This window comes from Acinetobacter sp. 1294596 (genome assembly GCF_000582925.1).
GTDB lineage: Bacteria > Pseudomonadota > Gammaproteobacteria > Pseudomonadales > Moraxellaceae > Acinetobacter > Acinetobacter radioresistens.
Genome location: NZ_JFCC01000006.1, coordinates 20110 through 44016 on the forward strand (window position 1 = coordinate 20110; position 23907 = coordinate 44016).

Below are 23907 nucleotides of genomic sequence, written 5' to 3' on the forward strand. Positions count from 1 at the left end.
TTCTATTCAATCCCAGAGAGGGCAGGATGCAGCCTGAAGCATTACACTTGCTTTCTATGTGGCTCAAAGAGCGAGAGATCCAGAATCAATCTGCCCATACCTTAAGTGCCTATGCACGTGATGTAAAAGATTTTCTGGATTTCTGTGCTGTTAAGAAGTTACCGCTGAACAGTATTGAAGCTTCAGATTTGCGTGAATACTTGGCTTTAAAGGTAGAACGAGAGCAGTTAAGCTCCAGCAGCCTGCAACGCCATTTATCTGCCATACGGCAGTTCATGAAATGGGCTGAGCAGGGTCAATATCTCGGTTTTAATCCTGCAGATGACTTTCAGCTTAAACGGCAGCCACGGCCATTGCCCGGCATGATAGATATTGAAACGGTGCAGCAGATTCTGGACCAGCCGGCACCTGAAAAACTTCAGGACCAACATTTATGGCTGCGTGACAAAGCCATGCTGGAGCTACTTTACTCTAGCGGATTACGCCTAACAGAATTACAAAGTCTGTGTATGAAAGATATCGATTTTAATCGACGACTATTGCGTATTACAGGTAAAGGTAACAAGACCCGGATTGTACCATTTGGTACTCAAGCTTATGAGAGTCTGCTGAGGTGGCTCGAAGTCTATCGGCTCTGGCAAGGCCAATTTAATGCAGATTCGGCAGTTTTTATCAGTCAAAAAGGCGGCCAGCTGGGCCCCCGGCAAATTGAGAACCGGGTCAAGTTACAAGCACTGCGGGCCGGAGTAAATATTGATCTGCATCCACACTTACTCCGGCATTGTTTTGCAAGTCATATGCTCTCTAATAGTGGTGACCTTCGAGCAGTTCAGGAAATGTTGGGCCATAGTAATTTGAGTACCACACAGATTTATACCCATATTGACTTTGACCATCTGGCTAAAATTTATGATCAGGCCCATCCCAGAGCTGTTAAAATTAAATAAATAGTTTCTAAAAAGAATAGCTAAAATCCATCTGACCTAAAACTAGAACTATTGTAGAATAATCAAAACTTAATTTTTCAAGTATAAAAACAGCTTAATTTTATAGTGATCGAGATAGGAAAATGAACCGGTTTCTCTTCTCATCACTGGAATATTTTAATAGAAATGGGGACCTAAAATGATTGTCAATATTCAACAGAAATATGATGAGCTAAGTCCGGCACAGAAAGATATATTTGCTGGGTATGGCTTACGTCAGGTCAAACATTTTGTAGAAATCAGTTTACCTACTATTGAAGCGGCGCTGCCTGCTCATACCCTGGTTCAGGGAATCAATGCCGAGGGTAAAATTCAGGCTATGCATTCTGATACCTTGCAAACTTATCTCTGGATTTCAGATCAAAAGTGGCAAGAAACTGCTCATGTTCCAATGCCTATAGACTTAAAAGAAGACTTTATAGAAGTATGGAGAATATTTGGGCTGTCTCAATATGAATTGATTGCTTTGAGTCATATACATCGGGATTTTTTAGAAAATCATATTGCTTGAAATTATAGATATTGGATTTGAACAGTAAGCTATAAAGGAAAAAAGTAGTTAAGCTTATTAATGAAACTTTCAACTGAGCATCGGGCAAGGATGCTACTTAAGGATACCCCTATACAAAACATGCCCCATATTTTGACTAAAATAATTATTTAAAAGAGCAGTTTCTGATTGCCTCTTAAGAGAAAGAGTGGCTGATTTATATACTCACAAAACAGAATTCCTTCAATAATGTAAGAGGAAAATATTGCTTCAAGGAACAGTCATTAGATGAAGCAAAATAAATACTGCCATATGCCAGCATTTTGTAATCTAAGTCGAGCTAAAATCAAAGGTCATCAAGAGGCAACTGAAAACTTTGTTTAATAATTTGACTAGGTAAATCTGTTTTTACGCTTGTAATACCATTCTTTTTAGTCAGATGTGTAGATTGAAATTTTCGGTAACTCTCTAGATCAGGTACTACAACTTTAAGCATTGCATCACATTCACCCAAAATAATATAGCACTCCATTACTTGGGGCAGTTCCTTCATTGCACAAATAAAAGTATCGATAGTTTCAGCATCCTGCCCAACCAGCCAGATTCGTGAAAATAAAATCAGTTGAAAACCGATTTTCTGCATATCTACGACAGTAGTGTAATGCTGAATAATGCCAGCTTCTTCAAGCAGTTTGACTCGTCGTAAACACGAAGAGGGGGATAGTCCAATGACTGTGGCCAGATCATTATTTTGGATACGGGCATTCTTTTGTAATGCCTGAATGATATTTCTGTCGATGCGATCTAGCTTTATTCGAATTAATTTAGAATCTTGTTTCATAAATTAGAATTTTATTCGAAAATTAATTCTTATTATAAAATATTTGAAATCCTATTTTACAGCTTTTCGTAGATACTTATTTTCCTGATTCAGGACATTCAACAGGAAAAAGAAAATGTCTGTATTTGTACTCTTTGCATTGACCGTGCTTCCCCTGATTTTCACACCTGGACCAGATATGCTGTTTATCTTGTCACAAGTTATGGGTAAAGATGCAAAAGCAGGCATGATGGCAACTTTTGGTATATGTTTTGGCTATCTGATTCATTCAGTTCTGGTTGCTTTAGGAATCGCAGCAATTATTGTATCTTCACCCTTGCTGTTTGATACGATCCGCTATATAGGAATTGCCTATCTGTTGTATCTGGCTTTTAATTTGCTAAAGTCTGTGTTTAATCAGAAAAAAGTGACAGTTGAAGAGATACCTCATACAAATCCGGTCAGGAAGGGGTTCTTTACGGCTCTACTGAACCCAAAAGGAATGCTGATCTATTTTGCTATTCTTCCCCAGTTCATTGATAAAACACAAAATACAGTAAATCAGGGCTTAATTTTATCCTTTATCTTTATTGGGCTCATTTTTATTGTATATTGCAGTTTAAGTATAGTCTTTGCCAAAATTACAAAAAAAACCTCTATTGATGCAAAAAAACAGAAATGGATTGATGGAACCTCGGGTGGATTGCTTGCAATGGCGGCCACTTGGCTTCTAGTGAACTGATGAATATAAAAAGCATGCTATCTGGGCATGCTTTTTATATTTAAAGTACATTAGAAAATTTGATTGTGTTAAAGCGTCTTAAGGCCATAAGACTGGTTTCTTATAAGCTAAAAGCTGAATAAACTGTTCTGGTTGTGTCTTAAATGACATATTTGATCTGTACAGTCATACTTTAAAACTTAAGCTACCAGTCTTTAAATCACTTCAGTACCGGTTCAGGTTTTCTGTCTCTGATACCTGAATTTGAATCATAAAATTTTAATAAAAATAAATATATAAATATCAGTCAACTAGTAGAGTAATTGCCCTAAGATCTCTGTTACATTTTTTTATGAACTCTGCATTTCACGGTTTTTACGCTTTTTTACGTCTCCAAAGGTAATTGTGACTTGACCCAAATGCCATACCCATTGCAAGATAAGGCACCTAAAAAATTTTAATTGAAGAGTTATCATAGCTTTTCTCAACATTTACTTTTGCTAAAACAGCCGAGGATTACATGAAGGCTCTTGTTGCTGTAAAACGTGTGGTTGATGCCAACGTTAAAGTTCGCGTTAAGCCGGACCATAGTGGGGTAGACCTTACTAACGTTAAAATGTCAATTAACCCATTTTGTGAAATCGCAGTGGAAGAAGCGGTTCGCTTAAAAGAAAAAGGAACAGTATCAGAAATCGTAGTGGTTTCTATCGGTCCTAAAGAAGCACAGGAACAAATTCGTTCTGCTATGGCTCTAGGCGCTGATCGCGGAATTTTAGTAGAAACTGCGACTGATGAAATTGGGGCACTCGAAGTTGCCAAAATTTTAAAAGGGATCGTGGAGCAGGAACAACCAGAAATTATCCTTTTGGGTAAACAGGCTATTGATGACGACAGTAATCAGGTCGGTCAGATGCTGGGTGCACTGCTTGGTGCGGGCCAAGGTACTTTTGCTTCAGAAGTTAAGGTTGAAGGTGGCAAGGTTCAGGTAACCCGTGAAATTGATGGCGGTCTGCAAACTGTTGAGCTATCACTTCCTGCAATTATTACCACTGACTTGCGTTTGAATGAACCTCGTTATGCGGCTTTGCCAAACATTATGAAAGCACGTAAAAAACCGCTTGAAACCAAGTCTCCAGCAGATTATGGCGTAACAGCAGCTTCTAAGCTGAAAACTGTTAAGGTTGAATCTCCGGCTGAACGTCAGGCAGGGGTGCAAGTGAAGTCTGTTGATGAACTGGTCAACAAACTTAAAAATGAAGCGAAAGTGATCTAATACAGAAGGATAAAAATCATGAGTATTTTAGTTATCGCTGAGCACGACAATAACACCCTGAATGCTGCGACTCTAAATGTTGTTGCTGCGGCTCAAGAAATCGGTGGTGATATCACTGTATTGGTTGCGGGTTCTGGTGCTCAGGCAGTTGCTGATGCTGCTGCTAAAGTTGCTGGTGTAAGTAAAGTCTTACTTGCTGACAATGCAGCTTATGCCAACCAGCTGGCTGAAAATGTTGCTTCTTTGATTGCAGAAATTGGCAAGAACTATTCGCATATTCTTGCTGCTGCTACAACTTCCGGTAAAAATATTTTACCACGTGCGGCAGCTCTGCTTGATGTCAGCATGGTAACTGATATCGTGGCTGTGGTAGGTCCTAAAACCTTCCGTCGCCCGATTTATGCAGGAAACGCGATTGCGACTGTTGAATCTTCAGAAGATATTATTGTAGGTACAGTTCGTGGTACAGCATTTGATGCAGTAGCTGCTGAAGGCGGTTCTGCAACAGTTGAAACGATTGGTGAAGTGAAAGATGCTGGTGTTTCGTCATTCGTAAATGAAGAGATCGTCAAATCTGAACGTCCTGAACTGGCTGGTGCACGTATTGTGGTATCCGGTGGTCGTGGTGTGGGTTCAGGCGAGAATTATCATAAAATCCTTGATCCGCTCGCTGACAAGCTTGGTGCTGCACAAGGTGCTTCACGTGCCGCAGTTGATGCAGGCTTTGTACCAAATGATATGCAGGTGGGTCAAACTGGCAAGATCGTTGCACCTGAGCTTTATATCGCTGTAGGTATCTCTGGAGCGATTCAGCATTTGGCTGGTATGAAAGATTCTAAAGTGATCGTAGCGATCAATAAAGATGAAGAAGCTCCAATCAATGCTATTGCTGACTATTGGCTGGTAGGTGACTTGAACCAGGTCATTCCTGAGTTGGTTTCTAAGCTTTAAGCATTTATGTATCAAAAAACGTCCGTTTTCGGGCGTTTTTTATTTTTAAGTCAGGGCACTCTGAATTAAATAAAAGAATTGCTAAACCTAATAAAAAAATGAAAAATAAAGTAAATTTAACTTGGAAATTTTGAGCCAACCATAAAAAATAAAATAGTGTCAAGCCATCTTGCAAAACGCTCCTTATTTGAACAGTAAATAGCTGAAATAACTCAATAGAACTCGATGTTCAAACAAACAAAACCAAGCAGTTTTATGCTATACTCATTCGCTAATTTTTAATTTTGGCCTGAAGTTTTTTTAGGCTAATTTTTCGCAAGATTAATATATAAATATCTGTGGTTTTTAGGCCGCCGGTATGAAGAGGAGTATGCATGAGCGTATCGGAAATCCGCCCGATTGCCATTGAGGATGAACTCAAGCACTCGTATCTAGATTATGCAATGAGCGTGATTGTATCGCGTGCCTTGCCAGATGTGAGAGATGGTCTGAAACCTGTTCATCGTCGTGTGCTATATGCTATGCACGAGCTGGGTAACGACTACAATAAAGCTTATAAAAAGTCTGCCCGTGTGGTCGGTGATGTTATCGGTAAATATCACCCGCATGGTGATTCTGCCGTTTATGAAACTATCATACGTATGGCACAGGATTTCAGTCTGCGCTATCAACTGGTTGATGGCCAGGGTAACTTCGGTTCTGTCGATGGCGATAGTGCCGCCGCAATGCGTTATACCGAAGTACGTATGCGCAAACTCACCCATGAGATTCTGGCTGATCTTGAAAAAGATACCGTTGACTGGGAAGACAACTACGATGGTTCTGAGCGTATTCCTCAGGTCATGCCAACCCGTATTCCTAACCTGTTGATTAATGGTGCAGCCGGTATTGCAGTCGGTATGGCGACCAATATGGCGCCACACAACATGACTGAGGTGGTAAATGCCTGTCTGGCCTATGCAGACAATACCAATATCAGTGTTGAAGGGTTAATGGAGTATATCTCTGGTCCAGACTTCCCTACAGGTGGCATTATCTATGGTAAGTCAGGGATTGTAGACGCTTACCGTACAGGTAAGGGACGCTTGCATATACGTGGTAAATATCATTTTGAAGAAGATGAAAAAACTGGCCGTACCACCATTGTATTTACCGAGATTCCTTATCAGGTTAACAAGGCAAGAGTAATCGAACGTATTGCTGAGCTGGTTAAAGAGAAAAAGCTGGAAGGTATTTCTGAACTGCGTGATGAATCCGATAAAGACGGTATGCGTATCGCGATTGATTTAAAACGTGGCGAAAATGCTGAAGTTGTCGTAAATAACCTGTTTTTAAATACTCAGCTTGAAAATTCTTTTAGCATTAACATGGTTTGTCTGGACAATGGCCAGCCAAAACTGATGAATCTGAAAGATATTATTGCAGCGTTTATTCGCCACCGTCAGGAAGTGGTCACGCGTCGTACCATGTATGAGCTACGTAAGGCACGTGAACGTGGCCACATCTTGGAAGGCCTGACTGTCGCATTGGCGAATATCGACGATATTATCGATGCGATTAAAACTTCTGCGAATCCGGCAGAAGCACGTGAGCGTCTGCTTGCCGCAGATTGGGCCGCAGGTGGGGTCGGGGCAATGCTTGAAAGAGCAGGCTCGGTTTCAATTCGTCCAGATGAAATTGAAGGTGAAGATCCGAGTCGTCCATTCGGGCTAGATCGCGACATTTATCGCCTGTCGCCAACACAGGTTGCAGCTATTCTTGAACTTCGCCTGAACCGTTTAACCGGCTTGGAACAAGATAAATTACATGCTGAATATTCAGAAATTCTGGGGCAGATTACTGAACTGACTGCGATTCTAAATGATTTCAACCTGTTAATGGCTGTAATTAAAGAAGAGCTGGCTTTAGTATTGCAACAGTATGGTGATGCGCGGCGCACAGAAATTGTAGAATCACGGATCGATTTTTCACGTGAAGACCTGATACCTGAGGAACAGGTTGTATTGACAGTCTCCCAGTCTGGCTATGCCAAGACTCAGCCATTGTCTGATTATGCAGCTCAGCGTCGTGGTGGACGGGGTAAGTCAGCTACCTCAATGAAAGAAGATGATTTTATTCAGCATCTGATCGTGACTTCAAATCATGCCACCGTACTGTGCTTTACCAATGTTGGTAAGGTTTATCGTCTGAGAGTTTTTGAAGTACCGCAGGCATCACGTGGTTCGCGTGGTCGTCCAATGATTAACTTGTTGCCGCTCGATGCAAATGAGACCATTACTGCCATTTTACCTGTCATTGATGCGCCGAAGAAATTTACTGAACGCTTGGCAGCCTTTAAAAACTTTGTAAAAACGAATACTGTAAAACTTCAGGATAATCCGGTCATTTCCGTGCATTTGCCAGAACTTGAAACAGCATTGGCAACGCTTGATGATAATGCTGACGAGCTCTCAGCTGAACTGCGTACCCAGCTAAAACAGTTATGTGTAGAGCTGGCTGTAACAGATTTGGATGATGAGATCATTATCGAGTTTGCCCAGCAGGCCGAAAGTGTCCGTAAAAACTATTATGTATTTATGGCCACAGCTTCCGGTACAGTAAAACGTGTTGAGCTTGAGCAGTTCAGTAATGTGCGCTCGAATGGTTTACGAGCAATTGAACTCAATGAAGAAGATACCCTGATTGGTGTGACTATTACTGATGGTGAACAGCAAATTATGCTGTTCTCTAACGAAGGTAAGGCTATCCGTTTTGCAGAAACTGATGTACGTGCCATGGGCCGTTCAGCTAAAGGTGTGCGTGGCATGCGTGTCGCACTGGCTGCCCAGGCAGAGGATACGGAAGATACTGATACTGACTCGGAAGATGAAGACTCTTCAGATTCAAATGTAGTCAGCCGTATAGTTTCACTGGTGGTTGTACCAGAAACTGGAGAAGTACTGTGCGCATCTGCAAATGGTTATGGCAAACGTACCCCTGTAGATGATTTCCCAACCAAAAAACGTGGCGGTAAAGGGGTTATTGCAATTAAGACCTCTGAACGTAATGGTGAACTGGTGGGTGCGGTTGCAATTGACGAAACCAAAGAGCTGATGCTGATTTCTGATGGGGGGACGCTGGTCCGTACGCGTGCAGCAGAAGTAGCCCAAACTGGGCGTAATGCTCAGGGCGTGCGTCTGATTCGTCTAGGCGAAGGAGAAACACTGGTTGGTGTGGTTTCTATTGAAGCCGTTGAAGAAGATGAAGTAGAAGCTTTCGAAACAGTTGAAAGTACTGAGCAACTGGAAGTTGAGAAAACTGAAACAGAACATCAGGAACCTCAAGAAGATTAAAGCCTGATAGTTAAAAAGGACGCTTCGGCGTCCTTTTTATTAGGTGATTATTTATAACTTAAACGATAATTTCCCCAAACCAGACAGACGGCTGCAAAGGCAGCCAGATAAATCATTTTGGGAAGCACCAAGCTGGTCGGCACACCCATCTGGTTAAGCTGAATAAACATCTGAATGCCTTGTGTAGAGGGTAAAGCGACTCCTAGCCATTGCATCCATTCCGGCATAGCCGCGTGCGGCCATGCGGTACCAGAGAGTAAAAATAATGGGATTGAAGTGAAAACAATAACATGGCCAGCACGTTCTGGCATGTCTAAATAAGAAGCCACCAATATAGCTAGGCCAATAACACTACTAATAAAAATAGGAACGCCGAGCAGTATTCCCCAAAAATTACCACCACGCGGATAGTCATAAAACCAGAATGTAAAACCGAACAGATATAAACAGCCTAGACAACCAATCGTTAAAATGGCAAAAAATAGACCAGATACTTCGGATTTTACTGGGCGCCACAGTTTTTCCCGATAGCCTGCAATTAACATGCTTAAACCCAGAACAATAGTTTGATGGATAATTAATGGCGCAATCGCTGGAAAAATATAGCTTCCATAGCCAGAGAGAGTGTTAAATAAAGGAATCTGATGTATAGGTACAGCAGGAGAAAAATGTGCAATTTCACCAAATTTTTCAGCCTGTTGAGCAATAGCATTTTCGACAGAAGTTGCAAGGCCTAAACCAATCTGCTTGGTTTTTAGAAAATAAGCTGCACTTAAATATAGTCCGATACCTCCTACCTCGCCGCGGCGTATACTATTGGAGAGCTGATCCGGCAGCAATAATATTCCATCTGCCTGCTGTTTCTGGATCATTAATTTCGCTTCAGCGAAATTTCCGGTTATTGCCTGGATTTTGACGTTTGGACTTTTTGCAACTTCAGTAATAATACTGGAAGTAACCAGACTTTGTTCTTCATCTACGATAATAATGGGTAAAGCTTCTGCTGTCTGAGCTTTATAAGCAGTTGGATAGAAAAAACTATAGAAAAACACAGAAAGAATGAGGGTAGTTAAAATTGAGCTATTACTGGCAATATCCTTAAATGTTTTTAAATAAAAATACAGGAACTGCTTCATAGGGCCGCTCCTTTTAAATATTTTTTCAAAAGCAGATAGCTGATTACTGCATAGAAGGCACAATAGACCGCAAGTATCAGTGCAGGAAGCCATGACACAGTAAGCGGGCTACCGACTACCCATTGTTCTGTCTGTAGTTTGGCATAAGGGGTATAAGGAATAATATTTGCCCAGAATTTTGTAAAAAGTGGGGCATTATTTAAAGGCAAGGTAACGCCAGCAAAGCTTAAGGAAGACCCGCCATAAACTGCAATAAAACCAAATGACTTTGCTAGATTTTGCGTAGCAAGTACCACAGTACTGCTAATCAAAGCGTAAGCACTATATAACAGGATTTGGCCAAGTAAAATTAACCATAAATGTCCAGCTATAAACCAGCCACGGATACCAGCAAGCCAAAACATCCACAACCAAGTCCAAGCTGTAAAAATAATTACATAGGTTATGTTTTTAGAAATAAGTGCACTAAAAATCGTTTGATGATGTACCCAGCTTTTAACACTCCGGTTTTTGAGTTCTTGGCCGACTGCAAATGCAACACAGCAACACAGCAACAAGTGTAAAATGGCCGGCACCATAAAAGGTTCCAGATAAAATTCGTAGCTCAGTCCCGGATTATATAAAGGTGAAATCTTTACATGGGGAGTAGGAGCCTCAAGATAGGGCAGTTGATTGGCCAGATAGCTTCTGCCCATAAAATCTGCGATTGCTTCTAATGTACCAATCAGCATGGCAGAAGAAATAGTATTTCCAATACTGAAATAACTCTGGTTGAATGCTATTGCAATCCCGCTATCCTGTGCCTGAACCAGGCGCTGCTCTGCGCCTTCCGGAATAATCACATATCCCCAAATTTTTGTCTGGTTCAGCAGGCGTTCAACTTCATCTTGATTAGGTGAAACAATTGCAATTTCTAGCGCACTATTATGAGACAGATATTTATCAATATTTTGGCTGAGCTGGCTCTGATCCTGATCAATAATTGCAATAGGCAAATGCTCAGGCTTACCCTGATAGAACATGCTGCTGAATAAAATGATAATAAATAGTGGCGCCACTGTGACCAGACATAAATCCCAGCGGTGGGTGAGTAGATATTTCAGTTCACGACAGATTCCATACAACACTAGTGGTCCTCTTTAATCTTAAAAAGAACACTCATGCCAACTTTTAAATCAGGAATCTGCTGGGCAGGTGTCAGGTGTACTTTAAAACTGCGAATATCATAACCACCAGTTTGCCGGGTAGTCTTAATAGTGGCAAACTCACCTTCTGCATCAATATTCTCAATATTGAAAGTTGCCCGCCGGTTAAGTGCCGGAATAAAACCTTCCAGTTTTTGGGCTTTATAAATCTGTGTATACTGATCTTCACGGATGTTCAGGCTTACCCATAAACTGCCATCCTGAATCAGGCTGACTACAGGCACGCCAATCGCAACGAGTTCACTTGGCTTACCATAAGTTTTAGACACTGTACCACTAACAGGTGCGTATAATTTGGTCTCTGCCTCTAAAGCTTCTGCTTCACTTACCGCTGCTTTGGCTATATCGACCTGTGCATCTGCTGAAGAGCGCTGCTGTTCAGTACTGCCGCGTTTGGCACGCGCATATTGCTGATAGGCTGCTTCAGTCAGCTCCTGTGCAGAAACTTGAGCAGCATACAACTCGTCACGACGCTGCCTTGAAATTACTCCTTCCTTATACAGGTTTTCACCACGCTTATAGGTCGTTCGAGCCAGCTGCTCCTGAGCTTTAACACTTTGCCAGTTAGCATATAAGGTTGCGATATTTTCTTCTTGAGAGCCACGTTCAGCAGTTGACTGTAAAGCAAGAGCAGACTGCAGTGCTGCTAAGGCCTGCTGCTTTTTTGCATCTACTTCGGGACTAAACAGACGAACCAGTGGCTGGTTTTTATTTACTTTCTGGCCCTCCCATACATAAATTTCTTCAATACGGCTAGGGACCTTGGTGCTGACATAGATTGTTTCTGCTTCAACCCGGCCTTGAATTTCAATATCTTGTGGCTGATAACTTTTCCATAATCCAAACGCAATAGTAGCCAGTAAAATAATAACCAATATAATAATTGCAGGTTTAAGCCAGGCTCTTTTATGCTGAGGCTGCCGTTGTCTTGTTGCAAGCTTCTGTTCGGTATCAGCAGAATCTGGCTCAGTTTGACTCGGCTCGGCTGGCTCATGAATATTATCTTGAGAAGATGCAGTATTTTGTGCAGGTAGTTTTTTTTCTTCATTCATACTCATATCCTGTCGACCTTAGCGAATATAGACTGTATCAGGTTGATGAATATAGCTTTTAAACTGTTCAATCGAGCCATGACCCTGTAACAGACTTGCCAGTGAAATAACATATTTATAAGCATTTAAAGCCATTTCACCTTTTAAAATATTTAAACTGTTTTGGGCATCAATGACTTGGGTGGCTGTTCCCATATCTTCTTTAAATGATAATTCCTGTATACGAAGATTTTCTTGAGCAGCACGCATGTTTTGCTGTAACAGTCGATGACTGTTTTGCGCAGAGGTTAATTCACTATAAGATTTGAACAGAATATTCTCGATTTCCTGTTTGGTGCGTTCGGTAGCAAGACCAGCGGCGTAACGTTGTAGTTCCGCTGCTTGCACTTTTTTCTGTTTATCTATACCCGAAAACAGATTATAACGGGCAGCCATACCTATGATCCAATTTTGCTGTTCGTCTAAACTGTATTCACCAAAAGCAAAAATACTGGGTTTCTTTGCAGCATTTTGAGCACGCACATTTTCTTCAGCTAATAGTGTATCAGTCTGCATTTTGCGAATGAGAGTGGATTGTTCAGGATAAGTCGCCATAAGTTGAGCCAGAACCGGTGACTGCTGTGAATTTATAAACAAAGGCGTACTAAGACTGTCTACAGTTTGCTGCTTAAGTAAATTCTGTAATTGAAAACGGCTGGCCTCAAGATTGGCTTGACTATTTTGCAGGGCACGTTCGGCATTATTGCGGGCAACTTCAAATTGCATGCGCTGCCCTTTACTGATAAACCCGGCACGTTCCAGCTTGAGGGCATTATTATAATGATTTTGCATTGCATCACGATTAGTACGGCTAATGCCATTCAATTCTTGCTGTAACTGAGTATTAAAATATGCCTGAATGATTTCAAAGCGTTGTATATCCTGTTGTTGCCGGGTATCAAGCTGACTACGCTGTGCCTGAATATTAGCAATTTGTTTGGCGCTTTGGGTAAGCCCGCCCGTATATAAAGGCACCATCAATGATATAGTTGGGCGTACCACTTCATCTTCAAGCACAACATTTGCGGTATCCGGTACAAGGCCAATGCCCCCATGAATAACTTGTCCGATACCGTTACGTAATGGGTCGGTAATATCTGTAGGTAAACCATTTTCTCCTTGCCATTGGTCGATACGCTCATTCACACCCTGTGAAAGGGTTTGTTCAAGGTTATTTTTTACAGATTTGAGGGGAAGATCAATTTCATTATGAAAGGCATAGGCCCGTACATTTAAATCAATGCGGGGTAAGCCTAAACCTTTAGTGGCTTCAGCTTCTAACTGTGAAGCCTGCTGCAAAGCCATGCTTGCCTGTGAACTATAAGAGTTTTGAAGGATATATTGTTCAGCTTGTTCATAACTAAACGTCTGTGCAAAGCCAGTTCCTGTATATAATAGGAAAGTTGTAATAAAACCTATTTTATAAAAATAGTGAGGAACTAGTTTTAAATCAGAAGATCTGAATATTAATTTTCTTAAAATCTGCATATATTAAACAGCTTTTCAAAATTTCTAGGTAGTTTAATCTTTTATATCAATATTTCTATTACTACATTGTTTCTGTTGAAGTTGTCTTTTAAGACTAGAGTTTGGCTTTATCCTTTATATTATAGTTTAAAATAAAATTTATCAGGTAAATCTGATTTTAATATTATATAAAATTGCAGAGAATTTGGCTAAAAGCAAATAATCTTTTTAGTATTTAATCTACAAATGTATTGATAAATAGTTCTCTATGATTTTTTAAATAAACTTTAGAAAGGTTGAATTATTATATGAGTTCCTAATTAAACTAACATCCTATTTTTATTGAATAAACTGTTCTATCTTTAAGTAAGTATTGAAATATCGGTTCGAGAATTTACTGCATCATTTGCCAATATATGATTAAATGCCTTGATTTTATTTTTTTTAATTTTTGAAGGGAAAAATCATGCGCGCGTACAATTTCTGTGCTGGTCCTGCTGCATTACCTACTGCTGTTTTAGAAAAAGCTCAACAGGAACTGTTGAATTGGCAGGGTAAAGGCGTTTCCATCATGGAGATGAGCCATCGAAGTAAAGATTATGTCGCTGTTGCCGAAAAGGCGGAAGCAGACCTGCGTAAACTCATGAACATTCCTCAAAACTATAAAGTTTTATTTTTACAAGGTGGTGCCTCCCTACAGTTTTCTGCTATACCGCTAAATCTACTGGGTAAAAATAATAAGGCCGACTATATTTCTACAGGTATCTGGTCTGAAAAAGCCTATAAAGAAGCACAGCGTTATGGCGATATTAATGTAATACAAGCTGGCACAACGGTGAATGGCAAACTGGCGATTAGTGAACAGGCTCACTGGAACCTATCTAAAGATGCAGCTTATGTGCATTATGCAGATAATGAAACCATTGGTGGATTACAGTTTGCAAGTGTTCCTGAGGTAGATACGCCACTGGTTTCTGATTTTTCTTCAAGTATTTTATCTGCGCCGCTGGACGTTTCCAAATTTGGACTGATCTATGCGGGTGCACAGAAGAATATTGGTCCTGCTGGTCTGACTCTGGTTATTATACGTGATGACCTGCTCGATCAGGCTAAACCTGAAATTCCAAGTCTTTTGAAGTATTCAGCGCAAGCTAAAGATGGCTCTATGGTAAATACACCTTCAACCTATGCCTGGTATTTATCTGGATTGGTATTTGAGTGGCTGCTGGAGCAGGGTGGTGTAGAAGCAATTCATAAAATTAATCTGGAAAAAGCTAAACTGCTGTATGGTTATATTGATGTCAGTGATTTTTATGCGAATCCGATTGCAGAAGCAAACCGTTCACTCATGAATGTTCCGTTTACTCTGGCAAATCCGGAACTGGAAAAACTTTTCTTGAAAGAAGCTGAAGAAAACCATCTATTAAATCTGGCCGGTCACCGTTCAGTAGGTGGTATGCGTGCAAGCATTTATAATGCTGTACCATTAGAGGGTGTTCAGGCATTAGTTGATTTTATGGATGACTTTGCCAAACGCAATGCTTAAACTGATACATATAATTAATAAAAAACCCTCTATAAACTAGAGGGTTTTTCATTAATGAATAAAAATTTTAGAATTGGATTATGCCCAGTTGATGAATAATAATGGCAGAAATAAACATACCGAGAAGAAAAAAACATAAGGCTCCCGTATCAACTTTAATACGTAGACCGCTATATTCAACAATTCGTGTAGTCGTCTGTTCTGGAATGATTTTCATCAAGGAGCCTAAATAATGCTATTATTTTTTAAATCCTATCAATTGCTGCTAGTTTTAGCATAAATATTCGCCTGAATCCAGATATTGCCTCGAATATATTGGCCAATTTCAAAGTTTTCGTACTGTTTATTGCGAGTCGCGATCCGGATAAGAGTAGCTGGTGTGTTTTCTTCTAAAATAAGCGTTACATCATAAACAGTATAATCCTGGTCCATAAACTGCATACTGGTCTTGCCTACAATATTCCCTTGAAACCAGGCTTCATCTTCTTGACCGATTGTCTCTCCATACAGATAGGCCACCATTTTAGAAAAATCAACTGTTACAGGCGCAGTATCTTCTTCAGACTTTGGTTCCCATGCATCAATCAATTCCTGAAGATTGGCTGGGGCAACACCATTATGTTGCTGTAAAATATCATTTAATGCCCGGTGCTGACGAATCGATGCCGGGTCATCGACTACCAGTTCTTCATGAGCAGAAACAGCTTCAAGTTCATATGCCCAAGCATTAAGCTGAACCTGATAGCTTTGACCTTTTTCATAACACTGATGATTAACACTGTATAAACTGTCAAATGCATACACTACAGTATTCGGATTATTACCAAGTTGCAGACGCAGAACTGCCTGAGTACCTGATTTACAACTAATAATACGCTCTATTTTTGCATTATAGCGATAAGGACTATCAAATACAGGAAATGCAGTCTTGAGTGCTTTTGGCTTATTATTTTCTACTGCAATAATTTGTGCTAGACGAACAGGTGATTTATCCGGACCTTGAATCAGCCAGACAGAGGCATCCATTTCCTGCTCATTCTGACATAAACCCATAGGCATCATCGGTGAGTCAAGTGACACACCTAACCATTTAGGGACTTCAGTTTCAGGCTGGTCAGTTAATAAATTCCAGTGTTCAACGTGACTACCAAAATTCTGATCATCGATCAGGATAATTTCCTGGCTGTTCTGATTATTCATATGCACTATTAGGGATCGCGTGAGTATATCTATTAAATCGAGGGTAACTTGTATTTTTCAAGCCCATCATTACGCTCTTTTACTTCTAAATTCAGCATTTGGAGCAAAACTAATTTATCTGAAACTAAACTGTAAATAAAGACCAGAGATCTGGTACGTTTTAATGCCTGTTAAAGACTTGCAATCAGTAGGGTGAAGAATATGGCAATAAAGGATAATTTATAAAGATTGTTCCTAAAAAATAACTGAACTTTGTTAAACTGAGAATCTTATACTTACGGAGTTTTCAGGTGCTGCCCTTTAAATTATGGATTGATGCGGATGCTCTACCGCGTATTTTACGTGATGTGATTATGCGGGCTTCAGATCGTTATCAGCTTGAAGTAACTTTTGTGGCAAACCAGAATGTCGGGATTACTCCATCAGTACGTATTAATTCGATTCAGGTCATGGGTGGGGCTGACCAAGCCGATCAGGAAATTGTCAATCGGATGCAAAGTAATGACATTGTGGTAACACAAGATATTCCATTGGCCGCACAGGTCATCGAAAAGGGGGGTATCGCTATTCACCCGCGTGGAGAGATTTTCACTACAGCTAATATTAAAGCGCGGTTGCATTTACGGGACTTTATGGATACCTTGCGCGGAGCTGGGGTTCAGACAGGTGGCCCACCACCTATTTCAGACCGAGATAAACGTGAGTTTGCCAGTAGCCTGGATCAGACCATATTAAAGCAGAAGCGTAAGACAGCCTCATGAATCAGAAGGTGCCGGTCTCTCGCGGCAATATTGTGTTTACCTACACTATTCTGGTATTCATCTGGGCTACAACTCTACTGGCAATCGTCTGGAGCGTCCATGATCTGCATGTCATGTGGGCAATGGTCATTCGTTTTTTTATAGCTTTACCACTAGCAGCTCTTTTGCTGCTCTTGCTCAGAGTAAAGCTTCCCATTCATAAAGTAGCGCTGCACAGTTATATCGCGGGTTCCTTTAGCTTGATTGGTTCGCAAATTTTTACCTATGCAGCGACAGGTTATCTCAGTTCAGGCATTATTGCATTGATGTTTGGGCTAGCACCAATTATGGCAGGGTTAATTGGCCGTTTTTTATTTAAGCAGCATTTATATAGTATGCAATGGCTTGGAATGGGGATCGCAGTAGCAGGGCTCTCGATTATTTGTCTGGGAGGAAATACAGGCCAGCAGGTTCATCCTGTAGGCATTCTCCTGATGTTGCTGAGTGTTTTTAATTATGCTTTATCTATTTTCTGGGTAAAGAAAGTAAATGCGCAGGTTGAACCAATGGCACAGGCGACTGGTTCGATTATCGTGTCCGTGCTCGGTTGTATGCTGCTGCTTCCTTTCATCTGGCAGTATGCACCGAGCCATATTCCAGATACCAAATCGTTAATGGCTTTATTCTATACGGTGATTATGGCATCTCTGGTTGCAATGTTCTGTTATTTCAAACTGGTCCAGAACATTCAGGCAACTACTCTGTCTTTAACCAACGTCATGACACCGATGCTGGCTATTCTCATTGGTTCAGTATTAAATCATGAAAAACTTACAGTCATGATTTTTGTGGGCGCTACTGTACTGTTATCAGGACTTTTTCTTTACTTTTATCGTGATATTAAGGCAAGTCGTGAACTTGCCAAGAAAATTAAAAGTAATTAGAACTTTAGTCTAGCTTGCTACACCTTGAGTAGAGTTAATACATTCAGCAAGCTTGGCACGATCTTGAGGATGCAGTGTCACAAAATAAGCTCCTGTCCGGAAGCCTGTTTCATCCTTGGGCTTGCTATAAACCACCTGGGCAATTGTTGCTACATGAAAGAAATTATCAGGATGACTTAATGTTAAATGAATATAGCTTCCATCTTTAAGCTGTTGATTTGTATAAAAACTAATTCCACTTTCTGAAATATTAACCTGTTCAGGCACAGGTAGCATGGTCTGGACGATAGCGTCATAAAGAGACCCTGTAATCAGATTCATTTTCTGGTTAAATAAGGATAGTATTCTAGCAATTTGTTGATCTTTTTGATTTAATTGTTCTAATTCGTAGTTAATAGCATGATCAAATTGATCTAATTCTGCAAGTAGTAGAAAATAACGCGGCAATACAAAATTAGGGTCGTAAGGATCGTTAAGAGCAACATCATCAGAGATAATCTGATAATTAATCCTTAAAGCAGCATCAATGCGGGACATCACGCGACGTTCGTTCGAAGCACCCTGATGCTGTAATGTTTCCATAATGAATTACCTCGGACTAGATGGTATGTTTAAACCAATCTCGCTGTATATAGGGTTGAGATACACTCGCGCACGGCGTAGTAATCACTTTATTTCTTTTATTGCTTTAGTTTCCATGATCGGCCTGACCTTGGGTGTAGCAGTTCTTATTACAGTTCTGTCTGTCATGAATGGTTTTGACCGAGAGTTAAAAAACCGTGTTTTGGGCATGATACCTCAGGCCACAGTTTCTTCAACCCAGATTTTAACAGATTGGCCCGAACTTGCAAAAAAAGTCGAGAGCCACGAACATGTTACTGGTGCAGCACCATTTACCCAGTTACAGGGTATGCTAACTGCACAAGGTCAAGTTGCAGGTCTGATGGTAACCGGAATAGAACCTCAATATGAAAAAAAGGTTTCTATTATTCAGGACCATATGGTTGAGGGAAGCATTGATAGCCTGAAAAAAGGTGAATTTGGTATTGTGCTGGGGAAACAGATGACAGATGCACTCGGCCTCGGGCTGAATGACAGTGTCACTTTAGTATTGCCTGAAGCCACACCTTCACCGGCAGGGGTTGTGCCTCGCTTTAAACGTTTCAAAATTGTGGGCATTTTCAGTATTGGAGCTGAAGTAGATTCCATGATGGGCTATATTGCCTTAAATGATGCTTCGACTTTGTTACGTTTGCCGGATGGTGCTCAGGGTGTACGTCTGAAGCTGGATGATATCTTCAGTGCACCTCAGGTAGCTAGCTCGATTGCCCGTGAATTACCAGGGAATTTCTATGCTTCGGACTGGACCTATACTCATGGGAACCTGTTTAGTGCCATCCAGATGGAAAAAGCGATGGTAAGCCTGCTCCTGTTTCTAATCGTTCTGGTTGCTGCATTTAATATTGTTTCTTCTCTGGTCATGGTAGTGACCGATAAAAAATCTGATATCGCTATTTTAAGAACACTAGGTGCGTCACCCGCTACCATTACCCGTATATTCATGGTACAGGGAACAGTAATTGGAGTCATCGGGACAGTATCAGGCGCAATTTTAGGAATTATTTTTGCCTCAAGTATCAGCAGCTTTATTTCATGGCTAAATAATGCTTTTGGCCTGCACCTGTTTGATGCCTACTTTATTAATTATTTGCCTTCTTATCTCAGATGGCAGGATGTTGTAGTCATCGTCAGTCTGTCTCTGATTTTAAGCTTTCTGGCAACTATTTATCCGGCACTGCGTGCAGCTAAAATTCAACCTGCCGAGGCTTTACGTTATGAATAATACAGTACTTGAAGCCCGTAATATCTATAAGCATTTCACGGATGGGAAATCAACCGTAGAGGTGATTAAAGGCTTATCTTTAGAGATCAAGGCGGGTGAGTTTACATCGATTGTTGGAGCCAGTGGCTCTGGTAAAAGTACCTTACTACATGTTTTAGGGGGGCTAGACCGGCCAACTGAGGGTGAGGTGTTTCTAAATGGACAGCGCTTTGACAATTTAGGTGAAGCTGAACGTGGTTTTATGCGTAACCAGTATCTTGGGTTTGTCTACCAATTTCATCATTTACTGCCAGAGTTTACTGCTTTTGAAAATGTAGCAATGCCCCTGATGCTGCGCAAAAATACACAGTTTAAAGAAGCCAAACAGCAAGCAAAATACTTGCTGGAACGGGTCGGCCTGTCACACCGGATAACGCATAAACCAGGCGAATTATCTGGTGGTGAGCGTCAGCGTGTAGCTTTGGCGCGGGCATTGGTAACCAAACCTGCTTTAATGCTGGCTGATGAGCCGACAGGTAACCTGGACCGTAAAACTGCTGTAGGTATCTTTGAGTTATTAAGCGAACTGCGTCAGGAATTGAACATGGCAATGCTGATTGTGACTCATGATGAGCAGCTGGCCCAAGCTGCCGATTCAATTCTGCATATGCAGGATGGCTTATGGGTGAACGCATAAGTCGGAGATAATCTGATCATTAACCTTGTTAAAGCCCATCAGTATGGGCTTTAATTATTTTAATAAGTTATAAATATAAAAATCATGTGGAAAATTATTTTATTGGCCTGGATTGCTGGAATCTCGGTCATGGGGAAAACTTTTAACTTACCTGTTTTTCTGTTACCTGTACTGATGATCTTCAGCGTAGGTTCAGGGCTATTATATTGGTATCAATATAGTAAGCTAGAGTCGCACCATCCGATTCCATGGTTATCTAGAGCAGTTTTTATTCTAGCCTTGGGCATCCTGACAGGCACATTGGGTTATCGCTACGCTGACCATGCGCTAGAACAACGTCTAGATAACAGGGAAACAGAAACAAGAAATATTGAGGCAATTGTTTATATCCGACATATTGATGAGCGTTCTGAGAAGCAGATCAGGCAAAAAGTGGAAGTACTTGACCAGAAAAAACAGCCTGTTCAATGGTGGCTCACATTTAAAAATATACCTGAGCAACCTATAAAATTTGAGTTAGGAGAATATTACCGGATTTATGGGGAAGTCATACCTGCTCATGGATATGCCATGCCGGGAGTATTTGATCAGGAAAAATGGTTTATTCAGCAGAATATCATGGCCAGTGTAAAAATCTGGAAAATAGAGAAATTGGACCATGAGGCAGTTTACCGGCTTGGTTTTAATCAATATCTGAATAATCAACAGGGTTGGATCAATGGTCTTCTATTACTGATGGAGCGGCAGCGCTATCATTTTCGTACTTTTATTCAAAATAGCACACTGAAAAATAAAGGCCTGATTTTAGCACTTCTTACAGGTGATAAAAGCTTACTTTCCTCTGAAACAGAAGAACAATTTCAGCGGCTGGGAATCAGTCACCTGCTGGCAATTTCTGGCCCACACGTATTAATTTTCGCAGCTCTGGTCAGCTGGGTATTGCAAACCCTGATACGGCTGTATGGTCCAAAACTCTATTTAAGCTTGCCTCGCCCTTATCTGCTGGTTTTTCCTTTCTGTTTTTGTGTATTACTTTACAGCGCTTTTGTCGGTTTCGAGATTCCGGCACTACGAACACTGCTCATTACTCTGCTAGGGAGTAGCCTGCTTTTATTAAGACAAAAAATCCAGGCATTAAGCTTATTGCTGGCAAGTGCCAGTTTACTATTATGGATAGATCCTTTTAGTGTTCTCTCGGCAGCTTTCTGGCTTTCTTTCGGGGCCTGTTTTATTCTGTTGCGCATTTATGAAAGTATAGATCGGCAGCCTGCCCAACCGGCTTTTAACTGGAAGCAAAGAGTTTTAACTGCTGGAAAGTTACTGATTGAATCACAAGGGAAAATTTTTATTGCTCTCTTTCCGTTAGTACTGATTTTTTTCAAACAGGTAAGCTGGATTGCGCCATTGACCAATATTCTTGTCATTCCATTATTAGGTGCTGTCGTAGTGCCGCTAGATATACTGGCTGCATGTCTTTCCTATATCATTTCTCCTTTGGGCCTGCTTTTATTTCATTGTAGCGATTTAGGCTTGAATTTAGGCTTGTGGATATTAGAAATACTGGACCATCTGTTTAATCCCCAATTACAGGGAATTGCATTTACACCGTTGCTTATTGTGAGCCTCAGTATCGGCCTGATTATTTTATATCTGCCTCGATCTGTTATTCCTAAAGCTTGGGCGCTGTTATGTTTTGTACCAGTTTTTACGAGTAGGGCACCAGACTCGGATTTTAAGTTAACCGTTTTAGATGTAGGGCAGGGCCAAGCCATTCTACTTCAGAGTAGTCAGCAAAAAATAATGTTAGATACAGGCGGTTACTATGATGAAACCAAATTCAGTATAGGCCAGCAAATTCTTGCACCATTTTTATTTTCCCAAGGGATAGCTCGCTTAGATCGGGTGCTATTAACTCATCTGGATCAGGATCATAGCGGGGCACTCTTACCATTAAGCCAAAAAATTAAAATCGATGAAGTAATAGCCAATACCCAGTTACCTGAAACATGGAATATAAAACAGTCATCACCATGCCGGGAAGGACAAAGCTGGTCTTATCAGAATTTTAAGGTCCAGGTACTATCACCTGGCTTAAATACTTACCCATCAATGGTAGAAGCCAATCCGAATGAATATTCATGTGTGTTATATGTGCAATTAAACCAGGCCCAGCCTTACCGGAATTTCTTGATTATGGGAGATGCTGGCTGGCCAACTGAATATGAACTCATGAAAAAGTATCCCGAACTTCAAGTCGACGTAGTAGTATTGGGTCACCATGGCAGTAAGCACAGTTCTGCTTACAGTTTTCTAAAATATTTGCATCCTAAGCTGGCAATTGCCTCAGCAGGACAGAATAACCGTTATGGTCACCCGACCAAAGAAGTTAAGGTATGTCTAAAGGCACTTGATATTCCACTTCTTTTAACTGCCCAAACCGGTAATATTGAATTTTATCAAGAAGCTGATGAACAAATAAATTACTCTCTCTATAGAGAGCAGTGGAAATGGTTAAAGATTAAGTAAGATTTTTGTTGTGCTGCCGCAGCTGATCCACTTTTTGTAGTGCTTCAGCTTTATCAAGCGTATAAATGGAGCGTAATTCTGGGTGAGCCTTAAAACGTTTATAGCTCCAGTGGTAATGTTCGGGATAGCGTGTAATCAAATCTTCGATCACATGATGAATAACTTGGGTACCTTCTACAGCGCTGCCTTCATAAATTTTCTCATCAATTGGTTCAATAAACATATTAAAGCCATCCTGTTCATTACGGATGGCGTAAAGAAGCAAAGTACTGGCCTTAGTTTTTTGAATCAGCTTGGCGCTCAGGCTGCTTGAGGCTAAGGGTACACCAAAGTATTCTACCAGATCACCACCCACATTTGGTGTATGGTCAGGCAAGATAACAGTTGTGCCTCCCTGTTTAAGCGCCTTAAAAATCTGGCGAACACCAGTTTCATCTGTAGGAACCAGATTGGCCTGCTCACGGCTGCGCGCTTCGCGGACGAACTGATCTGCATACGGGTCTTTGACCGGTTTATAGAGAATGGTCATTGATGTATATTGCGAACACCAGGAGTTCATAATCTCCCATGTGCCAAAGTGCGGAACGATCAGGACTAATCCTTTTTTGGCTGCCACCGCCTGATGAAAATAATGCTCGCCTACAATTTTATGAATTCTTGAAATATTCTTCTCTGTACTTGAGCCCCAAATACTAAAAAATTCAAAGTATGACTGTATTTCATTACGTATAGCCTGACGAATAATCTGATTACGCTTTTCGGTCAGCAGATATGGAAAAGCAATCTCCAGATTCAGATTTATTGTTTTTGAGGTATTCGACAGTTTTAAAGTATTCACCAGACCTGCAAGTATACGAGCAATAAAGCGTGATACTCGTATAGGCTGGCGACTAATGATTTTCAAAAGACGATAAGATAAAGGCTGGGAATTTGAGCTAGTCATTATTTAAATGTAGGATT

Annotated in this window: 21 protein-coding genes; 12 read left to right on the forward strand and 9 right to left on the reverse strand. The window is 40.8% G+C overall.

Features of this window, described 5'->3' with window-relative positions; all coding sequences use genetic code 11:
- Positions 1-56 precede the first annotated feature (56 nt).
- Entirely contained in the window at positions 57-947 is an 891-nt protein-coding gene (gene xerA, locus J502_RS04100; RefSeq protein ID WP_161794089.1) for a site-specific tyrosine recombinase/integron integrase, read from the forward strand.
- A gap of 178 nt (positions 948-1125) precedes the next feature.
- Positions 1126-1497, forward strand: coding sequence for a hypothetical protein (locus J502_RS04105; RefSeq protein ID WP_005019240.1), 372 nt, complete (start codon positions 1126-1128; stop codon positions 1495-1497).
- 325 nt (positions 1498-1822) lie between these two features.
- On the opposite strand, the gene J502_RS04110 is transcribed toward J502_RS04105, so the two are convergent.
- A complete protein-coding gene (locus tag J502_RS04110) occupies positions 1823-2317 on the reverse strand; it encodes an Lrp/AsnC family transcriptional regulator (RefSeq protein ID WP_005019243.1) in 495 nt (164 codons plus the stop codon).
- A gap of 115 nt (positions 2318-2432) precedes the next feature.
- Here J502_RS04110 and J502_RS04115 point away from each other — a divergent pair, with 115 nt between their 5' ends.
- The 4 genes from J502_RS04115 (at position 2433) to gyrA (ending at position 8573) form a co-directional block, all read left to right on the forward strand.
- Positions 2433-3038, forward strand: a complete 606-nt coding sequence (locus tag J502_RS04115; RefSeq protein ID WP_005406741.1) for a LysE family translocator — start codon at positions 2433-2435, stop codon at positions 3036-3038.
- Between the two features lie 499 nt (positions 3039-3537).
- A complete protein-coding gene (locus tag J502_RS04120; RefSeq protein ID WP_005019247.1) occupies positions 3538-4290 on the forward strand; it encodes an electron transfer flavoprotein subunit beta/FixA family protein in 753 nt (250 codons plus the stop codon).
- 18 nt (positions 4291-4308) lie between these two features.
- Positions 4309-5241, forward strand: coding sequence for an FAD-binding protein (locus J502_RS04125; RefSeq protein ID WP_005406554.1), 933 nt, complete (start codon positions 4309-4311; stop codon positions 5239-5241).
- 374 nt (positions 5242-5615) lie between these two features.
- The gene (gene gyrA / locus J502_RS04130; RefSeq protein ID WP_034683202.1) at positions 5616-8573 is read left to right on the forward strand and encodes a DNA gyrase subunit A; all 2958 of its coding nucleotides are present in this window, start codon (positions 5616-5618) and stop codon (positions 8571-8573) included.
- A gap of 47 nt (positions 8574-8620) precedes the next feature.
- Here gyrA and J502_RS04135 read toward each other — a convergent pair whose 3' ends face one another.
- From J502_RS04135 to J502_RS04150, 4 genes are read right to left on the reverse strand one after another with little or no spacing between them, the layout of a single operon-like run.
- Positions 8621-9709 carry an ABC transporter permease gene (locus J502_RS04135; RefSeq protein ID WP_005406653.1) on the reverse strand — a complete coding sequence of 363 codons (1089 nt, stop codon included), beginning with the start codon at positions 9707-9709 and terminating at the stop codon, positions 8621-8623.
- Positions 9706-10836: an ABC transporter permease gene (locus J502_RS04140; protein WP_034428982.1), complete on the reverse strand. Its 1131-nt coding sequence runs from the start codon at positions 10834-10836 to the stop codon at positions 9706-9708. Before J502_RS04140 ends, J502_RS04135 begins: the two co-directional genes overlap by 4 nt.
- Positions 10836-11966 carry an HlyD family secretion protein gene (locus J502_RS04145; RefSeq protein WP_005406526.1) on the reverse strand — a complete coding sequence of 377 codons (1131 nt, stop codon included), beginning with the start codon at positions 11964-11966 and terminating at the stop codon, positions 10836-10838. Before J502_RS04145 ends, J502_RS04140 begins: the two co-directional genes overlap by 1 nt.
- An 18-nt stretch (positions 11967-11984) precedes the next feature.
- Positions 11985-13493, reverse strand: coding sequence for a TolC family protein (locus J502_RS04150; RefSeq protein WP_034683203.1), 1509 nt, complete (start codon positions 13491-13493; stop codon positions 11985-11987).
- Between the two features lie 445 nt (positions 13494-13938).
- Here J502_RS04150 and serC point away from each other — a divergent pair, with 445 nt between their 5' ends.
- Positions 13939-15018, forward strand: coding sequence for a 3-phosphoserine/phosphohydroxythreonine transaminase (gene serC / locus J502_RS04155; protein WP_005406869.1), 1080 nt, complete (start codon positions 13939-13941; stop codon positions 15016-15018).
- Positions 15019-15085: 67 nt separating this feature from the next.
- Here the strand turns inward: serC and J502_RS16915 are convergent, their stop codons facing one another.
- Both J502_RS16915 and J502_RS04160 read right to left on the reverse strand, forming a co-directional pair.
- Positions 15086-15235 carry a hypothetical protein gene (locus J502_RS16915; protein WP_005406714.1) on the reverse strand — a complete coding sequence of 50 codons (150 nt, stop codon included), beginning with the start codon at positions 15233-15235 and terminating at the stop codon, positions 15086-15088.
- 38 nt (positions 15236-15273) lie between these two features.
- Complete coding sequence (locus J502_RS04160) at positions 15274-16218, reverse strand: hypothetical protein (protein ID WP_034683204.1); 945 nt, start codon at positions 16216-16218, stop codon at positions 15274-15276.
- Between the two features lie 290 nt (positions 16219-16508).
- On the opposite strand from J502_RS04160, the gene J502_RS04165 reads away from it, so the two are divergent.
- Positions 16509-16979: a YaiI/YqxD family protein gene (locus tag J502_RS04165; protein ID WP_005406784.1), complete on the forward strand. Its 471-nt coding sequence runs from the start codon at positions 16509-16511 to the stop codon at positions 16977-16979.
- Positions 16976-17902, forward strand: coding sequence for a DMT family transporter (locus tag J502_RS04170; protein WP_081403943.1), 927 nt, complete (start codon positions 16976-16978; stop codon positions 17900-17902). The genes J502_RS04165 and J502_RS04170 overlap by 4 nt, the downstream gene beginning before the upstream one ends.
- A gap of 9 nt (positions 17903-17911) precedes the next feature.
- Here J502_RS04170 and J502_RS04175 read toward each other — a convergent pair whose 3' ends face one another.
- Positions 17912-18484, reverse strand: coding sequence for a PilZ domain-containing protein (locus J502_RS04175; protein WP_005019270.1), 573 nt, complete (start codon positions 18482-18484; stop codon positions 17912-17914).
- Positions 18485-18509: 25 nt separating this feature from the next.
- Here J502_RS04175 and J502_RS04180 point away from each other — a divergent pair, with 25 nt between their 5' ends.
- The 3 genes from J502_RS04180 (at position 18510) to J502_RS04190 (ending at position 22947) form a co-directional block, all read left to right on the forward strand.
- Positions 18510-19745 carry a lipoprotein-releasing ABC transporter permease subunit gene (locus tag J502_RS04180; RefSeq protein ID WP_005019271.1) on the forward strand — a complete coding sequence of 412 codons (1236 nt, stop codon included), beginning with the start codon at positions 18510-18512 and terminating at the stop codon, positions 19743-19745.
- Entirely contained in the window at positions 19738-20421 is a 684-nt protein-coding gene (gene lolD / locus J502_RS04185; protein ID WP_005406729.1) for a lipoprotein-releasing ABC transporter ATP-binding protein LolD, read from the forward strand. The genes J502_RS04180 and lolD overlap by 8 nt, the downstream gene beginning before the upstream one ends.
- An 84-nt stretch (positions 20422-20505) precedes the next feature.
- Positions 20506-22947 (forward strand): DNA internalization-related competence protein ComEC/Rec2, encoded by a 2442-nt coding sequence (locus tag J502_RS04190; protein ID WP_034683205.1) that lies wholly within the window; start codon positions 20506-20508, stop codon positions 22945-22947.
- Here the strand turns inward: J502_RS04190 and J502_RS04195 are convergent.
- On the reverse strand, positions 22940-23890 hold the full coding sequence (locus J502_RS04195) for a lysophospholipid acyltransferase family protein (RefSeq protein WP_005404401.1): 951 nt from the start codon (positions 23888-23890) through the stop codon (positions 22940-22942). The two genes, J502_RS04190 and J502_RS04195, sit on opposite strands and share 8 nt — an antisense overlap.
- Between the last annotated feature and the right edge of the window lie 17 nt (positions 23891-23907).

Bases quoted from the DNA above. Each gene is read 5' to 3' on its own strand.
- xerA (WP_161794089.1), top strand. From the start codon at position 57: ATGTGGCTCAAAGAGCGAGAGATCCAGAATCAATCTGCCCATACCTTA.
- J502_RS04105 (WP_005019240.1), top strand. From the start codon at position 1,126: ATGATTGTCAATATTCAACAGAAATATGATGAGCTAAGTCCGGCACAG.
- J502_RS04110 (WP_005019243.1), bottom strand. From the start codon at position 2,317: ATGAAACAAGATTCTAAATTAATTCGAATAAAGCTAGATCGCATCGAC.
- J502_RS04115 (WP_005406741.1), top strand. From the start codon at position 2,433: ATGTCTGTATTTGTACTCTTTGCATTGACCGTGCTTCCCCTGATTTTC.
- J502_RS04120 (WP_005019247.1), top strand. From the start codon at position 3,538: ATGAAGGCTCTTGTTGCTGTAAAACGTGTGGTTGATGCCAACGTTAAA.
- J502_RS04125 (WP_005406554.1), top strand. From the start codon at position 4,309: ATGAGTATTTTAGTTATCGCTGAGCACGACAATAACACCCTGAATGCT.
- gyrA (WP_034683202.1), top strand. From the start codon at position 5,616: ATGAGCGTATCGGAAATCCGCCCGATTGCCATTGAGGATGAACTCAAG.
- J502_RS04135 (WP_005406653.1), bottom strand. From the start codon at position 9,709: ATGAAGCAGTTCCTGTATTTTTATTTAAAAACATTTAAGGATATTGCC.
- J502_RS04145 (WP_005406526.1), bottom strand. From the start codon at position 11,966: ATGAATGAAGAAAAAAAACTACCTGCACAAAATACTGCATCTTCTCAA.
- J502_RS04150 (WP_034683203.1), bottom strand. From the start codon at position 13,493: ATGCAGATTTTAAGAAAATTAATATTCAGATCTTCTGATTTAAAACTA.
- serC (WP_005406869.1), top strand. From the start codon at position 13,939: ATGCGCGCGTACAATTTCTGTGCTGGTCCTGCTGCATTACCTACTGCT.
- J502_RS16915 (WP_005406714.1), bottom strand. From the start codon at position 15,235: ATGAAAATCATTCCAGAACAGACGACTACACGAATTGTTGAATATAGC.
- J502_RS04160 (WP_034683204.1), bottom strand. From the start codon at position 16,218: ATGAATAATCAGAACAGCCAGGAAATTATCCTGATCGATGATCAGAAT.
- J502_RS04170 (WP_081403943.1), top strand. From the start codon at position 16,976: ATGAATCAGAAGGTGCCGGTCTCTCGCGGCAATATTGTGTTTACCTAC.
- J502_RS04175 (WP_005019270.1), bottom strand. From the start codon at position 18,484: ATGGAAACATTACAGCATCAGGGTGCTTCGAACGAACGTCGCGTGATG.
- J502_RS04180 (WP_005019271.1), top strand. From the start codon at position 18,510: ATGTTTAAACCAATCTCGCTGTATATAGGGTTGAGATACACTCGCGCA.
- lolD (WP_005406729.1), top strand. From the start codon at position 19,738: ATGAATAATACAGTACTTGAAGCCCGTAATATCTATAAGCATTTCACG.
- J502_RS04190 (WP_034683205.1), top strand. From the start codon at position 20,506: ATGTGGAAAATTATTTTATTGGCCTGGATTGCTGGAATCTCGGTCATG.
- J502_RS04195 (WP_005404401.1), bottom strand. From the start codon at position 23,890: ATGACTAGCTCAAATTCCCAGCCTTTATCTTATCGTCTTTTGAAAATC.